The organism is Pseudomonas caspiana (assembly GCF_040224095.2).
GTDB classification, from domain to species: Bacteria; Pseudomonadota; Gammaproteobacteria; order Pseudomonadales; family Pseudomonadaceae; genus Aquipseudomonas; species Aquipseudomonas caspiana.
Genome location: NZ_CP167995.1, coordinates 1 through 20,057, shown reverse-complemented (window position 1 = coordinate 20,057; position 20,057 = coordinate 1). Strand labels below are relative to the sequence as shown.

18 protein-coding genes are annotated in these 20,057 nt (G+C 57.6%); 5 read left to right on the top strand and 13 right to left on the bottom strand.

Going from position 1 to position 20,057, the window contains the following annotated elements; genetic code table 11:
* Positions 1-9: 9 nt before the first annotated feature.
* The 5 genes from ABRP31_RS00090 to ABRP31_RS00070 form a co-directional block, all read right to left on the bottom strand.
* Positions 10-390 (bottom strand): RidA family protein, encoded by a 381-nt coding sequence (locus ABRP31_RS00090; RefSeq protein ID WP_087271644.1) that lies wholly within the window; start codon positions 388-390, stop codon positions 10-12.
* A gap of 24 nt (positions 391-414) precedes the next feature.
* Positions 415-2,520: a bifunctional GTP diphosphokinase/guanosine-3',5'-bis pyrophosphate 3'-pyrophosphohydrolase gene (gene spoT / locus ABRP31_RS00085; protein ID WP_087271641.1), complete on the bottom strand. Its 2,106-nt coding sequence runs from the start codon at positions 2,518-2,520 to the stop codon at positions 415-417.
* 60 nt (positions 2,521-2,580) lie between these two features.
* Positions 2,581-2,844, bottom strand: a complete 264-nt coding sequence (rpoZ, locus tag ABRP31_RS00080; RefSeq protein WP_002551500.1) for a DNA-directed RNA polymerase subunit omega — start codon at positions 2,842-2,844, stop codon at positions 2,581-2,583.
* A gap of 146 nt (positions 2,845-2,990) precedes the next feature.
* Positions 2,991-3,611 (bottom strand): guanylate kinase, encoded by a 621-nt coding sequence (gmk, locus tag ABRP31_RS00075; protein WP_095093001.1) that lies wholly within the window; start codon positions 3,609-3,611, stop codon positions 2,991-2,993.
* A 13-nt stretch (positions 3,612-3,624) separates the two neighbouring features.
* Positions 3,625-4,488: a YicC/YloC family endoribonuclease gene (locus ABRP31_RS00070; RefSeq protein ID WP_349971292.1), complete on the bottom strand. Its 864-nt coding sequence runs from the start codon at positions 4,486-4,488 to the stop codon at positions 3,625-3,627.
* A 289-nt stretch (positions 4,489-4,777) separates the two neighbouring features.
* On the opposite strand from ABRP31_RS00070, the gene rph reads away from it, so the two are divergent.
* Together rph and ABRP31_RS00060 are read left to right on the top strand one after the other, a co-directional pair.
* On the top strand, positions 4,778-5,500 hold the full coding sequence (gene rph, locus ABRP31_RS00065) for a ribonuclease PH (RefSeq protein ID WP_027900043.1): 723 nt from the start codon (positions 4,778-4,780) through the stop codon (positions 5,498-5,500).
* A 25-nt stretch (positions 5,501-5,525) separates the two neighbouring features.
* Complete coding sequence (locus ABRP31_RS00060) at positions 5,526-5,894, top strand: DUF4870 domain-containing protein (RefSeq protein ID WP_349971291.1); 369 nt, start codon at positions 5,526-5,528, stop codon at positions 5,892-5,894.
* A gap of 192 nt (positions 5,895-6,086) precedes the next feature.
* On the opposite strand, the gene ABRP31_RS00055 is transcribed toward ABRP31_RS00060, so the two are convergent.
* The gene (locus tag ABRP31_RS00055; RefSeq protein ID WP_087271629.1) at positions 6,087-6,866 is read right to left on the bottom strand and encodes an exodeoxyribonuclease III; all 780 of its coding nucleotides are present in this window, start codon (positions 6,864-6,866) and stop codon (positions 6,087-6,089) included.
* 82 nt (positions 6,867-6,948) lie between these two features.
* On the opposite strand from ABRP31_RS00055, the gene pyrE reads away from it, so the two are divergent.
* A complete protein-coding gene (gene pyrE, locus ABRP31_RS00050; protein WP_087271626.1) occupies positions 6,949-7,590 on the top strand; it encodes an orotate phosphoribosyltransferase in 642 nt (213 codons plus the stop codon).
* A 67-nt stretch (positions 7,591-7,657) separates the two neighbouring features.
* Positions 7,658-8,239, top strand: coding sequence for a DUF4124 domain-containing protein (locus ABRP31_RS00045; protein ID WP_349971341.1), 582 nt, complete (start codon positions 7,658-7,660; stop codon positions 8,237-8,239).
* A 21-nt stretch (positions 8,240-8,260) separates the two neighbouring features.
* Here the strand turns inward: ABRP31_RS00045 and ABRP31_RS00040 are convergent, their stop codons facing one another.
* The 5 genes from ABRP31_RS00040 to coaBC all read right to left on the bottom strand — a co-directional run bounded on the left by ABRP31_RS00040 (position 8,261) and on the right by coaBC (position 16,474).
* On the bottom strand, positions 8,261-10,477 hold the full coding sequence (locus tag ABRP31_RS00040; RefSeq protein ID WP_349971290.1) for a hypothetical protein: 2,217 nt from the start codon (positions 10,475-10,477) through the stop codon (positions 8,261-8,263).
* Positions 10,478-11,173: 696 nt separating this feature from the next.
* Complete coding sequence (argB, locus tag ABRP31_RS00035; RefSeq protein WP_087271620.1) at positions 11,174-12,079, bottom strand: acetylglutamate kinase; 906 nt, start codon at positions 12,077-12,079, stop codon at positions 11,174-11,176.
* Positions 12,080-12,107: 28 nt separating this feature from the next.
* A complete protein-coding gene (locus tag ABRP31_RS00030; protein ID WP_349971289.1) occupies positions 12,108-14,705 on the bottom strand; it encodes a phosphomannomutase/phosphoglucomutase in 2,598 nt (865 codons plus the stop codon).
* A 98-nt stretch (positions 14,706-14,803) separates the two neighbouring features.
* Positions 14,804-15,259: a dUTP diphosphatase gene (gene dut / locus ABRP31_RS00025; RefSeq protein WP_349971288.1), complete on the bottom strand. Its 456-nt coding sequence runs from the start codon at positions 15,257-15,259 to the stop codon at positions 14,804-14,806.
* 6 nt (positions 15,260-15,265) lie between these two features.
* Positions 15,266-16,474 carry a bifunctional phosphopantothenoylcysteine decarboxylase/phosphopantothenate--cysteine ligase CoaBC gene (coaBC, locus tag ABRP31_RS00020; RefSeq protein ID WP_087271616.1) on the bottom strand — a complete coding sequence of 403 codons (1,209 nt, stop codon included), beginning with the start codon at positions 16,472-16,474 and terminating at the stop codon, positions 15,266-15,268.
* A gap of 133 nt (positions 16,475-16,607) precedes the next feature.
* Here coaBC and radC point away from each other — a divergent pair, with 133 nt between their 5' ends.
* The gene (gene radC, locus ABRP31_RS00015; protein ID WP_087271612.1) at positions 16,608-17,282 is read left to right on the top strand and encodes a DNA repair protein RadC; all 675 of its coding nucleotides are present in this window, start codon (positions 16,608-16,610) and stop codon (positions 17,280-17,282) included.
* Between the two features lie 148 nt (positions 17,283-17,430).
* Here the strand turns inward: radC and ABRP31_RS00010 are convergent, their stop codons facing one another.
* Positions 17,431-18,003: a xanthine phosphoribosyltransferase gene (locus ABRP31_RS00010; RefSeq protein WP_349971287.1), complete on the bottom strand. Its 573-nt coding sequence runs from the start codon at positions 18,001-18,003 to the stop codon at positions 17,431-17,433.
* Between the two features lie 44 nt (positions 18,004-18,047).
* The gene (gene rep, locus ABRP31_RS00005) at positions 18,048-20,057 is read right to left on the bottom strand and encodes a DNA helicase Rep (RefSeq protein WP_349971286.1); all 2,010 of its coding nucleotides are present in this window, start codon (positions 20,055-20,057) and stop codon (positions 18,048-18,050) included.

The window sequence follows — 20,057 nt, the reverse complement described above, 5'->3', positions numbered from 1 at the left end:
GCGAGAGTTTTATTCGATGACGAGAATCGCGTCCATCTCGACCTGCGAACCACGCGGCAATGCGGCAACACCAATAGCGGCGCGGGCCGGGTATGGCTGCTCGAAGTATTTGCCCATGATTTCGTTGACCGTGGCGAAGTTGCCCAGATCGGTGAGGAAGATGTTCAGCTTGACGATATCCTTGAACGAACCGCCCGCAGCTTCTGCAACCGACTTCAGATTTTCAAAGACCTGGACGACCTGGGCTTCGATGCCTTCAACCAGTTCCATGGTTTTAGGATCAAGTGGAATTTGCCCGGACATGTAGACGGTATTGCCAGCTTTGATCGCCTGAGAGTAAGGGCCGATGGCCGCAGGGGCTTTGTCGCTGGTGATTACGGTCTTGGTCATGAAGAACTCCTGTTGAGTGATTGGCTACGCACGCATGCGGGTAATTCGAATGACCCCGGCCAAGGCGCGCAGTTTTCGGATAACGCGGGCCAGATGCACACGGTCGTGCACGCTAACCACCAGCTGGACGACGCTGATACGACCATCGCGCTCGTCCATGCTGATTTTCTCGATATTGCCGTCGGCCGCATTGACGCTGCTGGCCAGCAAGGCGATCAAGCCGCGTTGATGCTCCAGCTCGACGCGCAACTCGACGTTGAATTCGCCCGTAACGTCCTTGGCCCAGGACAGCTGGATGCACTTTTCCGGGTTATGGCGGATTTCACTGATATTGCGGCAGTTGTCCAGATGCACAACCATGCCTTTGCCTGCCGAAAGATGACCCACGATCGGGTCGCCCGGGATCGGCGTGCAGCACTTGGCGTAACTGAGCACCAGACCTTCGGTGCCGCGAATTGCCAGCGGGCCCTCAGTGCTTGGCAGTTGCTCGCCTTCGCCCAGCAGTCGACGAGCGACCACATAGGCCATGCGATTGCCCAGACCGATATCTTCGAGGAGGTCTTCGATGACCTCGACCCGGTATTCGGCCAGCACTAGCTGTACGCGCTCGGCGGAGATTTTTTCCAGGCTGCTTTCGAAGCCGTTCAACACCTTGTTGAGCAGACGCTCGCCCAGACTGATCGACTCGGAACGACGCTGCAGTTTGAGCGCATGACGAATGTGTGTCCGTGCCTTGCCAGTGACCACAAAGTTCAGCCACGCCGGATTCGGACGTGCACCCGGTGCGCTGACAATCTCTACCGTCGAACCACTTTGCAGCGGCTCGGATAGCGGTGCCAGACGACGATTAATCCGACATGCGATGCAGCTATTGCCTACATCGGTGTGCACCGCATAAGCAAAGTCGACCGCCGTGGAGCCTTTAGGCAGCTCCATGATCCGGCCTTTAGGCGTGAAGACGTAAACCTCGTCCGGGAACAGGTCAATCTTGACGCTTTCGATGAATTCCAGGGAGTTGCCAGCACGTTGCTGCATTTCCAGCACGCCTTTGACCCACTGACGTGCGCGGGCGTGAGTGCCCTTGGGCACTTCGTCATCCGAAGATTTGTACAGCCAGTGCGCCGCGATCCCGTTGTTGGCCATCTCTTCCATCTCGCGGGTGCGGATCTGGATTTCAATGGGCACGCCATGCATGCCGAACAGCGTGGTGTGCAACGACTGGTAGCCGTTGGCCTTGGGGATCGCGATGTAATCCTTGAAGCGGCCGGGCAGGGGCTTGTACAGATTATGAACAGCACCCAGCACGCGGTAGCAGGTGTCGACCTTGTCGACGATGATGCGGAACGCGTAGACATCCATGATTTCATTGAAGGCACGGCGCTTGCCGCGCATCTTCTTGTAGATGCCGTACAGGTGTTTCTGCCGTCCGCTGACTTCGCCTTCGATTTCATCAACCGCCAGGCAATGGCTCAGGGACTCTTCGATCTTGTTGACCAGCTCTTTGCGATTGCCCCGGGCGCGCTTGACCGCCTGGCCAATTCGCGAGGAACGCATCGGGTACATGGCCTTGAAGCCGAGGTCTTCGAATTCGATGCGAATGCTATGCATGCCAAGCCGATTGGCGATGGGTGCATAGATTTCCAGGGTTTCCTTGGCGATGCGCCGACGTTTTTCTCCGGACAGCACTTCAAGCGTACGCATGTTGTGCAGGCGGTCGGCGAGCTTGACCAGAATGACGCGGATGTCGCGCGCCATGGCCATGGCCATTTTCTGGAAGTTTTCAGCCTGGGCTTCGGCCTTGGTCTCGAAATTCATCTGGGTCAGTTTGCTGACCCCGTCGACCAATTCAGCCACGGTCTCGCCAAACTGGGCGCAAAGCGCTTCTTTGGCGATGCCGGTGTCTTCGATGACGTCGTGCAGCATGGCAGCCATCAGGCTCTGATGGTCCATGTGCATGTCTGCGAGGATGTTCGCCACCGCAAGAGGATGCGTGACGTAAGCTTCACCGCTACGACGGCGTTGGCCGTCGTGGGCTTGTTCGGCGTAGAAATACGCGCGGCGGACCAGGTTTACCTGTTCCTTGCCGAGATAGGTCGAAATGCGATCGGCGAGGGCGTCTATGCTCGGCAAGGCGCTACCCCCTGCCAATGACTTTTACCCTGCGCCGTACTACGTCGACACGGCATAGGCTTAGACGGCCTCGTTGGACTCGTCTTCGAACGCCGCGAACAATGGTTCATCTTCAACGATTTCAGCTTCTGCGATTACAGCGTAATCCATCAAGCCAGCGGCGATTTCGCGCAGCGCCATAACGGTAGGCTTGTCATTTTCCCACGCCAGCTTTGGTTCTTTGCCGCCGGTTGCCAGTTGACGGGCACGCTTTGTAGAGAGCATGACCAGCTCAAAGCGGTTATCCACGTGTTCTAGGCAGTCTTCAACGGTTACGCGGGCCATGGGTATTCCTCGTAGCAAATGCGGATGCGCGATGCCCGGATGGGCGAGCGGACTCGGTAGTTTACAAGCTGCAAGCACAAAGCTTCAAGCGCCAAGCCACGAGCGGTCTTATTTAGCCCATGCTCAAGACGCTTGATGTCCTGTTTTCAGGCCAGCAACTGCTCAAGCAGACCACTGAAACGCTGCTGCTGATGGGTCTGAGTCAAGAGGTTGGCCCGGAAAATCGCTTTCAGATCTTCCAGCGCGGAGGCGAAATCATCGTTGATCACGATGTAATCGTATTCGGCGTAATGGCTCATTTCGCTGACCGCTTCACGCATCCGGCCCTCAATGATCTCGTCGCTGTCCGTACCACGATTGGTCAGGCGCTGACGCAATGCCTGCTGGGTCGGCGGCAAAATGAAGATCGAGCGCGCATCAGGCATGACCTTGCGCACCTGCTCGGCACCCTGCCAGTCGATTTCCAGAATCAGGTCATGACCGTCGTCCAGCGTCTGCTGCAAGTGGCTCTGAGAAGTGCCGTACATATTGCCGAAAACTTCCGCCTGCTCAAGGAAGTCACCGTGCTCGATCATGCGTACAAATTCAGCGCGATCAACAAAGTGATAGTTCACGCCGTCGACTTCCCCCGGACGCATGGCCCGGGTGGTGTGCGAAACGGAAACCCGAATCTGTGGCTGCGCGTTGACCAGAGCGTTGACCAGGCTGGTCTTGCCCGCGCCAGACGGAGCGGAAACGATGTACAGGGTGCCAGTGCTATGTGTCATGTGGGAATTAGCCTTACTCAATATTCTGTACTTGTTCGCGCATCTGCTCGATCAACACTTTGAGGTTGACCGCAGCCTGAGTGCTACGCGGGTCGAAAGCTTTGGAGCCCAAGGTATTGGCCTCGCGGTTGAGTTCCTGCATCAGGAAATCCAGACGGCGTCCGGCCTGACCGCCAGCCTTGAGCACGCGACGCACTTCAGTGACGTGAGTGCTGAGGCGATCCAGTTCTTCGGCGACGTCGCTTTTTTGCGCCAGCAGCACCATTTCCTGCTCCAGACGCTGCGGATCAAGCTCTGCCTTCATGTCGGCAAAACGATCCAGCACTTTCTGGCGCTGGGTTGCCAGCATCTGCGGCACCAATGTTTTCAGCGTAGCGACTTCAGTGGTGATCGAATCCAGGCGCTCATTAAGAAGCTTGGCCAGATCCGCGCCCTCACGACCGCGACCGTTTTTTAGCTCAGCCAACGCTTCGTTGAACAGCGTCAGGGCTTCCTTGTTCAAGGCTTGCGGGTCGCTGGCATCACCTACCAGCACGCCCGGCCAGGCCAGAACTTCCAGCGGATTCAAGGCGGCGGGTTGCTTGATCAGGCTCGCGACGATTTCAGCCGCGGCGACCAGTTGCCCAGCGCGCTCACGATCGACCTGCAATGGCTTGCCGGCCGTTTCTTCGACAAAACGCAATGTGCATTCCACTTTGCCGCGTGACAAACCCTGACGCAGCGCTTCTCGGATCGCACTTTCCAGGTCACGAAAAGACTCCGGCAGACGCAGGTGCGGCTCCAGATAGCGATGATTGACCGAGCGTAGTTCCCAGCTCAGGGTGCCCTGAGTGCTGGCCCGTTCGACCCGGGCGAAAGCCGTCATGCTGTGGACCATGGGGAAATACCTCTGTAATCCGATGAACAGAACATGCCGCGGTCATCGATGACTGGATGTCACGGAAAAACGACAGTCTGTAAAGGCGCAGGATTGTAGCGCAGTGCGGCCGATGCTCCCAATCCACTAATGCGACAAGCGATGCATGGCATTTACTCACGCCCGCAAACACCCGAATCAGAGCCTTGGCGGGCAAATGGATTGACCCGCTCTGGTTTTAGATGTGCCCAGCGCCGACTTGCGCCTCTATAATGCTCGGCAGTTTTCCGTCTCAGTACAGGTATCCCAGATGAAACGTCCAAGTGGTCGCGCCGCCGATCAGCTCCGCTCGATCCGCATCACCCGCAACTACACCAAGCACGCCGAGGGTTCTGTGCTGGTCGAGTTTGGTGACACCAAAGTGATCTGCACGGTCAGCGTCGAGAATGGCGTACCTCGCTTCCTCAAAGGTCAGGGTCAAGGCTGGCTGACCGCTGAATACGGCATGCTGCCGCGCGCCACCGGCGAACGTAACCAACGTGAAGCCAGCCGTGGCAAACAAGGCGGCCGCACCTTGGAAATCCAGCGTCTGATCGGTCGTTCCCTGCGCGCCGCGCTGGACATGTCCAAGCTGGGCGACGTGACGCTGTATGTCGATTGCGATGTGATTCAGGCCGACGGCGGCACCCGCACAGCGTCCATCACGGGCGCCATGGTTGCCTTGGTTGATGCGCTGAAAGTGATCAAGAAACGCGGCGGCCTCAAAGGCGGCGACCCGCTCAAGCAAATGATCGCAGCTGTTTCGGTTGGTATGTATCAGGGCGAGCCGGTTCTTGACCTGGACTACCTTGAAGACTCCGCTGCCGAGACTGACCTCAACGTGGTGATGACCAGCTCAGGCGGTTTCATTGAGGTTCAGGGCACTGCAGAAGGTGCTCCGTTCCAGCCTGAAGAGCTCAACGCCATGCTGGCTTTGGCTCAAAAAGGCATGACCGAACTGTTTGAACTGCAGACCGCCGCACTGGCCGATTGATAAAAGCAGCTAGCAGGAGACGCAAATGAGTGACAGCCAACCGCCTGTTCAGGCACCCAGTTCAGAAGTACGCCAGTGGGCGATGTTCTGTCACTTTGCTGCGTTTCTCGGCATGATTTTCCCGTTTGGCAACTTGCTGGGCCCGCTGATTCTCTGGCAGCTCAAGAAGGATTCCGATCCATTCATTGATGCTCAGGGCAAGGAAGCGCTGAATTTTCAGATCACGGTTTCGGTAGCCATGGTCGCGTGCTTCTTTCTGATGCTGCTGCTCATTGGCTTTGCGCTGATCGGCCTGGTTGCCGTAGGCGCTCTGGTGCTGACCATCATTGCTGGCATCAAGGCCAACGAAGGCGTGGCGTACCGGTATCCGTTTACGTGGCGGTTGATCAAATAGGATTTATATCTGTAGGAGTGCCCCCGCACCGCGAAGGCTCAGGCTTGCCGCGTTCAAAGGTAGGAGGCAACTTGTTGGCGAGAGGGTTTGACGCGACTCCCCAGACACGCCGCCTCGCGAACAGGCGCAGCCCAACAAACAATAGCCACAAAAAAGCCGACACGAAGTCGGCTTTTTTGTGGGCGATGGATACTAGATCGTTAACGTCCAGTCGTAATCCACCACCAGCGGCGCGTGTTGCGAGAAGCGGGGCTGACGCGGCAGGCGTGCACTACGCACGAAGCGACGCAGGCCCGGTGTCAGCAACTGATAGTCAAAGCGCCAGCCAAGATTGAGCATCTCTGCCTGCTCGCTATCGGGCCACCAGCTGTACTGATCACCTTCACGGCTGACTTCACGCAGGGCATCAACGTAGCCCATGGTGCCGACAATCTCGTCCATCCAGGCACGCTCAGGTGCGAGGAAGCCAGGAGATTGCTGGCTGTCACGCCAGTTCTTGATGTCGAGCTTCTGTTGCGCCACATACAACGAGCCGCAATAGATGTACTCACGACGCTTGCGTCGCTGCTTGTCCAGGTATTTGCCGAAGTCATCCATGAGCTTGAATTTCTGATTCAAGTCTTCATCGCCGTTCATTCCCGAAGGAAGCAGCAAGGTGGCAATACTGAGTTTGTCGAAATCTGCTTGCAGGTAACGCCCGTAGCGGTCGGCTGTTTCAAAGCCAAGCCCACTGATTACCGCCTTCGGTTGCAACCGCGAGTAAAGCGCCACGCCACCTTGGGCCGGAACTTCAGCTTCGCACGCATAAAGGAAATAGCCATCCAGCTGATAGGCTGGGTCGTCCAGTTCGAAGGCGGATGCGCGGGTGTCCTGAAGGCAGATGACGTCGGCATTCTGAGCTTGCAGCCAACTGAGCAAACCGCGCTCGACTGCCGCCTGAATGCCATTTACGTTCACACTGATGATCCGCATAAATGGCCCCAAAAATCACGTGCGTGTATGATACCCGAGCTCTACCTAATTAGCTAAATCCGTGGTATTCGGGGCTTTTTTCATGCAGGCGTATCAGCGCGATTTCATTCGTTTTGCCATCGACCGTGGGGTTTTGCGGTTCGGTGAGTTCACTCTCAAGTCCGGTCGCACCAGCCCGTACTTCTTCAATGCCGGGTTGTTCAACAGCGGTTCGGCCCTTGCGCAACTAGGTCGTTTCTACGCCGCAGCCGTGGTTGAGAGCGGTATTTCCTTCGACGTACTGTTTGGCCCAGCCTATAAGGGGATTCCTCTGGCGGCCGCAACAGCCGTGGCTTTGGCTGAACACCACGGGCGCGATTTGCCTTGGTGTTTCAACCGCAAGGAAGCCAAGGCTCACGGCGAGGGCGGTAGCCTGGTCGGCGCACCATTGACCGGCAATGTGCTGATCATCGATGACGTAATCACCGCAGGCACCGCGATCCGCGAAGTCATGCAAATCATCAAAGGCCAGGAAGCGACCGCGGCGGGCGTGCTGATTGCACTTAACCGTCAGGAGCGTGGCAATGGTGAGCTTTCGGCGATTCAGGAAGTCGAGCGCGACTTCGGGATCCCGGTGGTCAGCATCGTATCGCTGAATCAGGTGCTGGAATTCCTCGCTGATGACCCGCAACTCAAGCAGCATTTGCCTGCCGTTGAGGCTTATCGGGCGCAGTTCGGCATCTAAGGAGATTCATGCTCGCCGATATTCGGATTGAGACATCAAGGAGATGTGAATGACCAGGCCAGGCCTCATTTGCTTGCTGCTGTCCTTTGCCATCAGTCCGTTTGCAGCGACGCATGCCGCCGACGCCCCGCAACCGCTTTATCGCTATGTCGATAGCAGGGGCGTAACCGTCCTTGATCGCCAAGGCGTGCCACCTGAATACGTTGCCAAGGGCTATGAAGTACTCAATGCCCAAGGCCGCGTAGTACAGGTGGTGCCGCCAGCACCCACTGCCGATGAAATCCACCAGGCCCAAGCGAAGAAAGCCCAGGCCAGCGCCGACGCGCAGTTGCTCAACCTTTACAGCAATGTCGAGGATGTCGATCGCGCCAAGGCACGTAAGCTTTCCGAGCTGGACGCCTTGATTGCCTTGGCGCAAGGCAACCTCAAGGGTCTGGACACTCAGCAGGCATCTTTGCAAGGGCAGGCGGCGGACCTTGAACGGGCAGGTAAACCGGTGCCTCAATCACTGATCGACCAGATGAGTGATCTTCGCGACCAGCAAAACAACCTCGACCTGAACATCCAGCGCTATCAACAGGCTCGCGCTCAGGCTGACGCAGCATTTACTCAGGATCGCGTTCGCATCGAGCGGCTAACCGCGCCTTAAGCTGACGGGGGCTAAAGCTCTCTATGCGAGTCCCGCTGCAGCCTCCTCAAGCGCCGGGCCGTATGGATGCCCCGACGCCGTATTAATGAGGTAGGTCCTGACCGAACCATCGGCCGCAGGGAAGTCCCGTACGGGCACGTCTGATACGCCCAGAATCAACGCCGCCAATCGGTCACCAACAGCGACAGGCCGCCATGTATCTGGATTCGCGGCAGACTCCAGACCGTTGATATAGGCAAACTCCCCTGGCCTGCCCAATGTTTGCCCGACCGCCTCGTGAAGCTTGTAAGCCGCTCTGACCAACAAGGCAGACACTCCGACGCCATGTCCCCATCTGAACCAGAAACCGCCGAACGGATTCAAGCCTTTCAAATAAGCAGCGCCCGAGCCGGAAACAAAGGTGCGGGTCATCGCACTCAATGCGGGGAGCGTCGAACCGACGGCAGGTCCTCCTGCTTTCATCACCAACACCACAAACCCCTTGGCAAATTTGAAAGCAGGCGCCAACAGGATCAGGCCGACATCAATCACGCAGGTCAGGGTTGGCGACTCATCGTTGGCCACGGCATTAAAGCAACTGAGGCCTGGAACAAATGCGGCGAGAATGCGCAGCACCGGCGGATAGTTAGCACTCACAAACTCGGAGCCCGTCTGGTGTCTGCGCGCTTCACGTTCCAATTCTTTATCGAAAAACAGATGCTTGAGAGCAATACCCTCAGCGAGACTTCTCAACCGAGGAGAGGAAAGAGGGCACGCCGCAGGCCCAGAATCAGGCTTGCTCGGCAGGGCATGGCCGATGTGGTGGGGCAAGACGCGGCTTAGCTGACTGGATCGCGGGTATTGCGGCTGATCGTATGCCGCCCAGTCCAGCGGTACCTCGACCGCCGTTCGCTGGACTTGATGGCCAACCCTTCCAACCAGCCCACCATCGGGCAGAAGAGGCAGATCAGTGCGCCGCTGCAACAGGCCCAGCAGCGGAAAAACTTCATACGTGAACGTGCTGTTCTCGCCGGTGCAGACAAGGATGAAACCCGCTCGACCTCGCTTCAGCTCGCGATCCCGCGAACTCTCTTTATTGAGGGCAACGCCCGTTTCCCGCTCAAGCACATAAACATCCACCCTGCCATTCTCGATGGCTTGCCGGTCTGAGAAAGGCAGCTCCGCGAGCAGAAATTCGATCAGGCACGCGTAAGCATTTTGCGCATCGTGACTGTAGGTATCGAAGGCATCCTTATAGATGGCCTCAACATCAATATCCTTGAGCCGTTCGATCTGCGGGGCGAGCACCTGCGCCCACTCTTTCTGACTCGTTTGCAAATGGGGTTCAAATTTGTCGACCCCGTCCCTCATGAACCCTGCGAGAAAAAGATCGAAGAGGTAAAACCGGCCGGGACGAACAGCCGGCGAGGGGTTTCTCAAAGCGTATTCAAACCGTTTTCCCAGTGTCGTTGGCCGCATCACGAGTTGAGCGAGTACGTCCGCGTCACTTCCGAGCAGCTCATTAAACTTGCTTAAACCGATCTCCAGCCTGTCCGGTACTTTGCGCAACAGCGTGCCGATCGCAGTCTCGACCTTGTGCTGAGCCGCATCGAGAGCCGTCATTGCTGTGTGCAAGTCCGCCACGGAGTAATCCGCCCCGGCTTTTAGGGGCAAAACGTTATTGGCGACACTCCACTGGAGCGCTGGAGCAATACGCGTCTGAACAAGAAGGCGCTTTTCACCGTCGTCCGCCGAGCCACTCAGCTTGATCGGTATATTCAGCAATTGCTCGTAGCTCAGCGCCTGTGACGAACCAGGATAAAGCGCCTCAGCCAAGGCAACGCCGTGGGCAAAGTTAACCCAGACGCCGGAACAGTAACGCAACGTTCGGGGCGTGCCCTTGACCGCCAGTTCGGGCACAACGGGCGCAAGAATACACGCTGCCAGACGGGCTGACGGCCTGCAGCGTTCCCCCTGGATGTTGCAGATGTTCCACGTCAGGAACGTTTCGAATTCCTCCTGAATCTCGGTCAGCGGTCGCCCCCAGTTTGCTGGCTTGCCATATTCATAGCCGGCGATGAAACCGGGCTTGCGTGATTGCTCAGGCTCGAGCTCAAGCATCAATGCCTTCCACACCAGCTGCCTGATGATCAGGGGGTCAGCGCTTTGGCCGTCAGCCGCACCGTACCAGCCCAATGCCGTGTTTATCCGAAGGCCCACGGCCTGCCCTTGCTCTGATTCCAGCATTTCAGACAGCATTTGCTTGAGCTGCTGATCAGAAGGCGTCAAGTCTGCGCTGCCCGCCAGAAGTCGCCAGGACAACAGCTGCAGCAAGCTGGTCAGCTCGAACGAAACTGCGGCCACGCCACTGCTTTGAGCCTCAAGCACCGGCAGCGCCTCCAGCCGAATGGCCGCACGTTGCTCCCGCACGAAGGCATCAACGGTTGTCTGTATCAGCCCAAGCTGGACCGGATTGAGCAGCGGCAACAAGGCATTCACCCCGTACCTCCGATGGGGCTGGACCTCTGGTACCGGGTTTGTCGATGACGAAGCTAAGTTAACGGAGGTATTCATTGAGAGATTGTTCTCGATATGAGGAAAGTCTCCCGACGTTCTCCAATCGCGAACAAAGGTTATGCAGGGCTTTTCAACGGCTGTGTAGCGGTATTTCGTAATGTTGGGTCAGGGGTTTCTTTGACAGGCTTTCATCTTCCCTGCTGACCTTGTAAATACCGGCCGGACTTTCTGCGCGGCTGTGGGGCTGACCCGATCTGTAGGAGCCATCGGAGTTTACGACGGTCGCGATTGCGGTGTATCAGATAGACCGCAATCGGCGCCGTCGTAAACTCCGACAACTCCTACGGCTCTGGGTAATGTCAGCGATGTTTTTATAACGACGCCCATAAAAAAGCCCCACCGGAGACCGGCAGGGCTTTCATGAAACGTTGTGCTTGATCAGTGACGCTTGCGATTGCTGATCAGAGTACCCACACCCGTGTCGGTGAAGATTTCCAGCAGCACGGCATTCGGTACACGACCGTCAATGATGTGCGAAGTGGTCACGCCGCCTTGCACAGCTTCCAGCGCGCATTTGATCTTGGGCAGCATGCCGCCGTAGATCGTGCCGTCGGCAATCAGGCCGCTGACTTGCTCGGTGGTCAAGCCGGTCAGTACCTGGCCTTGTTTGTCCATCAGGCCGGCGATGTTGGTCAGCAGCATCAGCTTTTCAGCCTTGAGGGCTTCAGCGACTTTGCCTGCCACCAGGTCGGCGTTGATGTTGTAGGACTCGCCGTCTGCGCCCACGCCAATAGGCGCGATGACCGGAATGAAATCACCTTTTACCAGCATGTTCAGCAGGTCGGTGTTGATCCCGACCACTTCGCCGACATGCCCGATATCGATGATTTCAGGCTTGGTCATTTCCGGCGTCTGACGGGTAACGGTCAGGCGCTTGGCGCGGATCAGCTCAGCGTCTTTACCGGTCAGGCCGATAGCACTGCCACCATGACGGTTGATCAGATTGACGATGTCCTTGTTGACCTGGCCGCCCAGAACCATTTCCACCACATCCATGGTCTGCGCGTCAGTGACCCGCATACCATCGATGAAGTGGCTCTCGATCGACAACCGCTTGAGCAGATCACCGATCTGAGGTCCCCCGCCGTGAACCACCACCGGGTTGATGCCAACAGCCTTCATCAACACGATGTCGCGCGCAAAGCCGGTTTTCAGCTCGTCGCTCTCCATGGCGTTACCGCCGTACTTGATCACCAGCGTCTTGCCAACAAAACGGCGAATGTATGGCAGCGCTTCGGACAATACTTTGGCGACGTTGGCGGCGGAATCACGTTCGAGGGTCATTCAAGGCTCCAGTCAAAGGAAAAAACAATCAGAACGGAAGTTGAAGGTCCGGCGCAACCTTTTTCAGTTCGGCGTGGAACACATCCTTGATGCGTTGCAGCTCAGCATCGGTTTCGGCTTCGAAACGCAGCACCAGTACCGGTGTTGTGTTGGAAGCGCGAACCAGACCCCAGCCCTTCGGATAGTCCACTCGCACGCCGTCAATGGTGGTCAGCTTGGCATCGCCCCACTGAGCATCTTTCTCCAGAGCTTCTATGATGCTGAACTTGGTGGTATCAGTCACTTTGATGTTGATTTCAGGCGTCGAAATGTCGTTCGGGAAGGTCTCGAACAGGTCTTCAGCCGATTGCGACTCCTGACTGAGAATTTCCAGCAGGCGCGCAGCACTGTAGATGCCGTCGTCAAAACCAAACCAACGCTCTTTGAAGAAGATGTGGCCGCTCATTTCGCCCGCGAGCAGCGCGCCGCTTTTCTTCATTTCTTTCTTGATCAACGAATGACCGGTCTTCCACATTACCGGGCGACCGCCATGTTCCTGAATCAAAGGCGTCAGGCGACGGGTGCATTTGACGTCGAAAATGATGTCGGCACCCGGGTTACGCTTGAGCACGTCCAGCGCGAACAGCATCAACAGGCGGTCTGGGTAGACCACATTGCCTTTGTTGGTGACAACGCCAACACGGTCGCCATCGCCATCGAACGCCAGGCCAAGATCAGCGCCGGTTTCTTTAACCTTGGCGATCAGGTCCTGAAGGTTTTCCAGCTTGCCCGGGTCCGGGTGATGGTTAGGGAAGTTGCCGTCGACTTCAGCGAACAGCGAAATCACTTCACAACCCAACGCTTCGATGAGTTGTGGGGCGATGACACCGGCGGCGCCGTTGCCACAGTCCACAACCACTTTCAGCTTGCGGGCCATGACGATGTCTTCTTTGATCTGCTTGAAGTAGCGATCAAGAATGTCGACCTTGGTGATGCTGCCTTTGGCAGAAGTCAGATTGCCCGTCTTGATACGCTCGTGCAGCGCCTGGATCTGTTCGTTGGCAAGGGTATCGCCAGCGATAACGATCTTGAAACCGTTGTAATCCTTGGGGTTGTGGCTGCCGGTCAGCATCACACCGGTCTTGCCCGCCAACACGTTGGCGGCGTAATACAAGGCGGGCGTTGGCACCAGGCCAACATCACTGACGTGACAGCCACTGTCGTGCAGGCCTTGAATCAGTTGTTGTACCAACTCCGGGCCGGAGAGGCGTCCATCGCGGCCAACACTGACGTTGGGCTCGTTCTGCGCCAGGCTCTCGGAGCCAATGGCGCGACCGATCCAATACGCCGTTTCAGCGCTGAGGGTGTCACCCACGATGCCGCGGATGTCATAGGCGCGGAAAATATCGTCAGGGAATTTCGGTGCCACGGATGCTGGACTGCTCATAACTGGGGGGTGCTCCGATCTCAGGAAGTCCTGGTTTTCGTCGAGGATGTCGATATCGAGAATGTCGGTATCTTGAAACAGCGGATCGGTCCAGCCGTCACCATTGGCAACGCGTGAAGCCGATGCTGAAGCACTACGTGTCTTTAAGTCGGTCATCTTGAAGCCAGCAATCGAACCTGACTCATCCTTCTTATCAACGATTTCCGTTACCGGTTCTTGAAGGGAAGGTGAAAAACAGGCAAGACGTCTAGCCAGCCCGTTGAGGACCGGCAGGCTCAAACCGAAGGGTTTGACGGCTTTTCCGCTGGAGAGTTCTTGAAGCAGCTGATCCAGTTGTCGGACATCAGCGCAAATGAGCCGTTGTAGAGCCCTCTCGTTGAGGTAAAGCCCCAGAAAAATACCGCCTAGAGCGATTAATACGGCAAGCGTCAGTAATAGCCACGGAGGGGAAGAATCCAGCGCAGGACCAGGTGTGAACTCTAGCTTCCAGTTCGCATAACCCGTATCGAGCCGCTGCGGCCTGGCGCCATCGGCTTCGCCGCGTTGCAGCAAAACCTGCTCGGGACCATTGCCAAACTGCTGAATCAAACGTATCCGCCCGGTCGACTCGGGCATGGCGGGGAGCGCGTTGAGCAAGCGTTGGAGATCGAAAGCGAGTAACAGCGTGCCGCTGGCAGGCGCGGTCGGGGCCGAGCGCAAAGGCGCGGCGCTGTAGATCATCCAGCGCTCGCCGACGGCACGCGCCTCAGGCACAGGGTCCTCGCCGCGGGTGGCTTTGTTGAGCATGTCCAGCGTGGAAAAACTCACAGGCAACGCACCCCGGTTGCCGATATCCGACATACCCAAGGGGTTGAGGCGAGCGCCCAGAACGCCGTCGCGGAACCGCAAACGGTTTTGTGCTTCGTCGATGAGAGAAGGATCACCGCTTTGCAATGCCTGGAGCAGTGCGGGGTCCCGGGCGGCGGCCTGAGTCTCGACGCCGATTTGCTTGAGCGCCTGCCCCACGGCCGAGGCCTGACTGCCGCCCCAGGCCTGCTCAAGGTGCTCGCGCCCTTGCGGATTGCTGGTCAGAGCGAGATAGACCAGAGCACCGGCAATGATCAGGCCGATCAGCGCAGGGAAAACACCAGGAAACAGCGCGGACAGACTCGGCGCCGGAGGCTGGGTATCGGATGTTGCATGCTGTTGGCTGCCTTGCACCTGAACGCTCCCCGGTCATTCATCCTGAAGCTGGGACAGTCACTCACTCATGCCGCAACAGCCTCAGGCTGTCGGGCATCGAGCTATCGGCTCAAAGGTCAGTGGCTACCTGAGTGACCGAAACCGCCAGCACCGCGTTGGCTTTCGTGGAACTCTTCAACCAGTTCGAAATGCGCCTGCACCACCGGTACCAGCACCAGTTGGGCAATGCGCTCGCCAATGGAAATATTGAAAGCAGTCTGCCCGCGATTCCAGCAGGAGACCATCAGTTCGCCCTGGTAATCGGAGTCGATCAGACCCACGAGATTGCCCAGTACGATGCCATGTTTGTGACCTAGACCGGAGCGCGGCAAGATCAACGCCGCCAAGCCCGGATCGCCGATGTAGATCGACAGACCGGTCGGGATCAACAGCGTCTGGCCTGGCTCGAGAACAGTGTCCTCCTTGAGCATGGCGCGCAGGTCGAGCCCGGCGGAACCGACGGTGGCGTAAGCCGGCAAAGGAAATTCGCTGCCAATGCGAGGGTCGAGGATCTTGGCTTGTAGAGCGTGCATTCGTAATTAAACCTGGTTCATTCGTTCGGCGATAAAAGTGATCAGCTGGCGGGCGATCTTGCCCTTGCTGGTCTGGGCGAAGAGCGTTGCGTGCAGTGCGCGGTCGATCACGCTGCAGGCGTTTTCTTCGCTATTGAAGCCGATGCTGGGGTTGGCAACATCGTTGGCGACAATCAGATCAAGGTTTTTGTCCTTGAGCTTGCGTGCAGCATAGTCGAGCAAGTGTTCAGTTTCAGCGGCAAAGCCAACACTGAACGGACGATCCGGACGGGTAGCGATGGTCGCCAGAATGTCCGGGTTACGCACCATCTGCAGCAACAGGCCGTCGCCCGTGGACGGGTCTTTCTTGAGTTTATGCGGGGCAACCACTTCTGGACGATAGTCCGCGACCGCTGCGGAAGCGATGAAAAGGTCGCACGGGATGGCGGCCTCGCAGGCAGCCAGCATGTCCCGGGCGCTGACAACGTCGATGCGCGATACGCGATCCGGCGTCGGCAGGTTGACCGGGCCGGTGATTAGCGTGACGCGAGCACCGGCCTCAATCGCGGCCTCGGCCAGGGCAAAGCCCATTTTGCCGGAGCTGTGATTGGTGATGTAACGCACCGGGTCGATGTTTTCCTGCGTCGGACCCGCCGTGATCAACACATGCTTGCCGGTCAGGGACAGACGCTGGAAGCAATCGGCCGCGGACTGCGCCAGATCATCAGGTTCAAGCATGCGCCCGAAACCGACATCGCCGCAGGCCTGACTGCCAGAAGCAGGGCCGAAAATGCGGAAGTCGCGCTCTTCCAGCAAACGAACGTTAGCCTGCACGGAAGCATCGCGCCACATCGCCTGATTCATCGCCGGAGCCACCGCCACAATGGCGTCAGTGGCCAGAACGATCGTGGTCAACAGATCGTTGGCAATGCCTTGTGCCAAGCGCGCAATAAGGTCTGCGGTGCCGGGCGCAACAAGAATCAGGTCGGCCCACTTGGCCAGTTCGATATGCCCCATCGCGGCTTCTGCGGCCGGATCAAGTAAATCCAGATGAACCGGGTGCCCGGAAAGGGCCTGCATGGTCAGTGGAGTGATGAACTCAGCGCCACCTCGGGTCATGACGACACGCACTTCAGCACCCTGGTCACGCAAGCGTCTAACCAGTTCTGCGCTCTTGTAGGCCGCGATACCGCCGCCAACGCCAAGAACGATGCGTTTCCGATACAGCCGCTGCATAGGCCTGCCTTTTAGTCGAGAGATACGCGGCGGCGATGGACGTTTCCCCAGGCCGATCGCCGCGCAAAAAAGATGGGCTAAGATAGCACAGCGACCGTGCTGGAACAGCGGCGCCAACACACATGGAGGTGGTATGAGTATTCGCAACTGGCCTGTGGCCGAACGCCCGCGTGAGCGGCTGCTGGAGCTGGGTTCGGCAAGTCTGTCCGACGCCGAGCTGCTGGCTATTTTCCTGCGCACCGGTGTGGCCGGAAAAAGCGCTGTAGACCTGGCTCGTCACCTGTTGAATCAATTCGGCGGGCTGCGACCGTTACTGGATGCTGACCTGACCGAATTCAGCTCACACCTGGGCCTGGGTCCGGCCAAATTCGCGCAGTTGCAGGCGGTCATGGAAATGGCTCGTCGGCATATGGCGGAGAGCCTGAAACGCGATTCAGCAATGGAAAGCCCGGAGCAGGTACGCAATTACCTCAAAGCGCTGTTACGTCATGAACCCCATGAGGTATTTGGCTGCCTGTTTCTGGATAACAAGCACCGCGTGCAGGCTTTCGAAATACTGTTCCACGGCTCGATAAACAGCGCTCACGTGCATCCCCGGCAAGTGGTCAAACGCGCCATGGCCCACAACTCGGCCAGCCTGATCCTCTGTCACAACCATCCTTCAGGCGTGACCGACGCCAGCCAGGCCGACATCGACCTGACCAAACGTCTTCGCGACGCCTTGTGGCTGATCGACGTGAAGGTGCTGGATCACTTGATTATTGGTGACGGTGATCCGCTGTCGATGGCGGAGTGCGGGTTGATGTAGACGAGACAAAGCGGCATTCCCCCTGTAGGAGTGAGCTTGCTCGCGATGGTCTTTCAATCAAATATCCCGTGACTGACAGACCGCTATCGCGAGCAAGCTCACTCCTACAGGGATGCATTCAATTCATTGAGTTGGGTGGTTGAATCAATCACTCAACAAACGTCACAACCCCATCCGCCAGGGATTTGACCCGCGCCAGAGACTCAACGCGATAGCCCTGCGCGTCCAGTTCAGCACGACCGCCCTGGAAGGACTTCTCGATCACGATGCCCAGCCCGGCAACGGTGGCGCCTGCTTGCTTGATGATCGAAATCAGCGCTTGGGACGCCTTTCCGTTGGCCAAGAAGTCATCAATGATCAGCACGTTATCGCTGCTGTTCAGGTGACGGGGCGAGATGGCAACGGTGCTCTCCGTCTGCTTGGTGAACGAATACACCGTGGCCAGCAGCAGGTTTTCGGTCAGGGTCAGCGACTGATGCTTACGGGCGAAAATCACCGGCACGCCCAGCTTCAAACCGGTCATCACCGCAGGCGCAATACCCGAAGCTTCGATAGTAACAATCTTGGTGACGCCGGAATCCGCGAACAACGCCGCGAATTCGTCGCCAATCTGCTGCATCAGCACGGGGTCGATCTGGTGATTGAGAAACGCATCGACCTTCAATACCTGATCGGAAAGTACGATGCCTTCTGCGCGAATCTTCTGATGCAATGCTTCCACGTCGCTTCCTCGGGTGCGCGAATCTGCGCAATCAATAGTCGGAATTATTTTTTCAGCATCGCGCGGATGTCCGCCAATGCGGTATTGCCGCGCACCGCCTTCACTTCGGTCGGGGTGTCGTCGTTGCCTTCCCAGGCCAGATCGTCGGGCGGCAGTTCATCAAGGAAACGGCTTGGCGAGCAGTCGATGATTTCACCGTACTGCTTACGCTTTGCAGCAAAGGTGAATGCCAGGGTCTGGCGCGCACGGGTGATGCCCACGTAAGCCAGACGACGCTCTTCCTCGATGGTATCGGCTTCGATACTGGAGCGGTGAGGGAGAATTTCTTCTTCCATGCCCATGATGAACACGTAGGGAAATTCCAGGCCTTTGGAGGCGTGGAGCGTCATCATCTGCACGCCTTCCGCGCCATCCTCTTCTTCCTGCTGACGCTCGAGCATGTCGCGCAGGACCAGCTTGCCGATGGCTTCCTCAATGGTCATTTCACCTTCTTCGTCTTTTTCGAGGGTGTTTTTCAACGCCTCGATCAAGAACCAGACGTTGCCCATGCGGTAATCGGCGGCCTTGTCACTGGAGCTGTTCTGACGCAGCCAGTTTTCGTAATCGATGTCCATGACCATGCTGCGCAACGCAGCAATGGGATCGTTCTGCGCGCACTGCTGACGCACGCCGTCCATCCAGCGCTTGAAGCGCTGCAAGCGGTCGGTGTAACGGCTGTCCAGATGCTCGCCCAAGCCGATTTCATCGGTGGCGGCGTACATCGAAATTTTCCGCTCGGTGGCGTAGTTGCCGAGTTTCTCCAGCGTCGTGGAGCCGATTTCCCGGCGCGGCACGTTGATCACCCGCAGGAAAGCGTTGTCGTCATCCGGGTTAACCAGCAAACGGAAATAGGCCATCAGGTCTTTCACTTCCTGACGGCCAAAGAAGCTGTTACCGCCGGACAGGCGATACGGCACTTGGTGATGCTGCAACTTCAGCTCAATCAACTTGGCCTGATAGTTACCGCGATAGAGGATCGCAAAGTCGCTGTAAGGTCGATCAGTACGCAAATGCAGGCTGAGAATTTCCACAGCGACGCGCTCGGCCTCGGCGTCTTCATTGCGGCAACGAATCACGCGAATTTCATCGCCGTGCCCCATCTCACTCCACAGCTGCTTTTCGAACTCATGAGGGTTGTTGGAGATGAGCACGTTGGCGCAGCGCAAAATCCGGCTGGTCGAGCGGTAGTTCTGCTCGAGCATGACCACCTTCAGCGACGGATAGTCTTCCTTGAGCAGCATCAGGTTTTCCGGACGCGCGCCACGCCAGGCATAGATCGACTGGTCGTCGTCACCCACTACAGTGAACTGGTTACGCATGCCGATCAGCAGTTTTACCAGCAGGTATTGGCTGGCGTTGGTGTCCTGATATTCGTCCACCAACAGATAGCGGACTTTGTTCTGCCACTTTTCCAGAATGTCAGCGTGTTCCTGGAACAGCTTTACCGGGAGCAGAATCAGATCATCGAAGTCCACCGCGTTGTACGCCTTGAGCGTGCGCTGATAGTGGGTGTAAACGATGGCCGCAGTCTGTTCCTTGGGGTTGCGGGCGTTTTCCAATGCTTCAGCGGGCAGGATCAGGTCGTTTTTCCAGGAGCCGATCATGTTTTTGATCTCGTCGACGCCGTCGTCGCCCGAGTATTCCTTCTGCATGATGTCGGTCATCAGGGCTTTGACGTCGGTCTCGTCGAAGATCGAGAAGCCCGGCTTGTAGTCCAGCCGCACGTGCTCCTTACGGATCACGTTCAGCCCCAGGTTATGGAAGGTCGACACGGTCAGGCCGCGACCTTCACCCGCGCGCAGCAACGTACCGACCCGCTCCTTCATCTCGCGGGCGGCCTTGTTGGTAAAGGTCATGGCGACGATGTATTGGGCGCGGATGCCGCAATTCTGGATCAGGTGGGCGATCTTGCGGGTGATCACGCTGGTCTTGCCGGAGCCTGCACCGGCGAGCACCAAAAGAGGGCCGCCGACGTAGTTCACGGCTTCTTGTTGCCGAGGATTGAGTCGGGACAT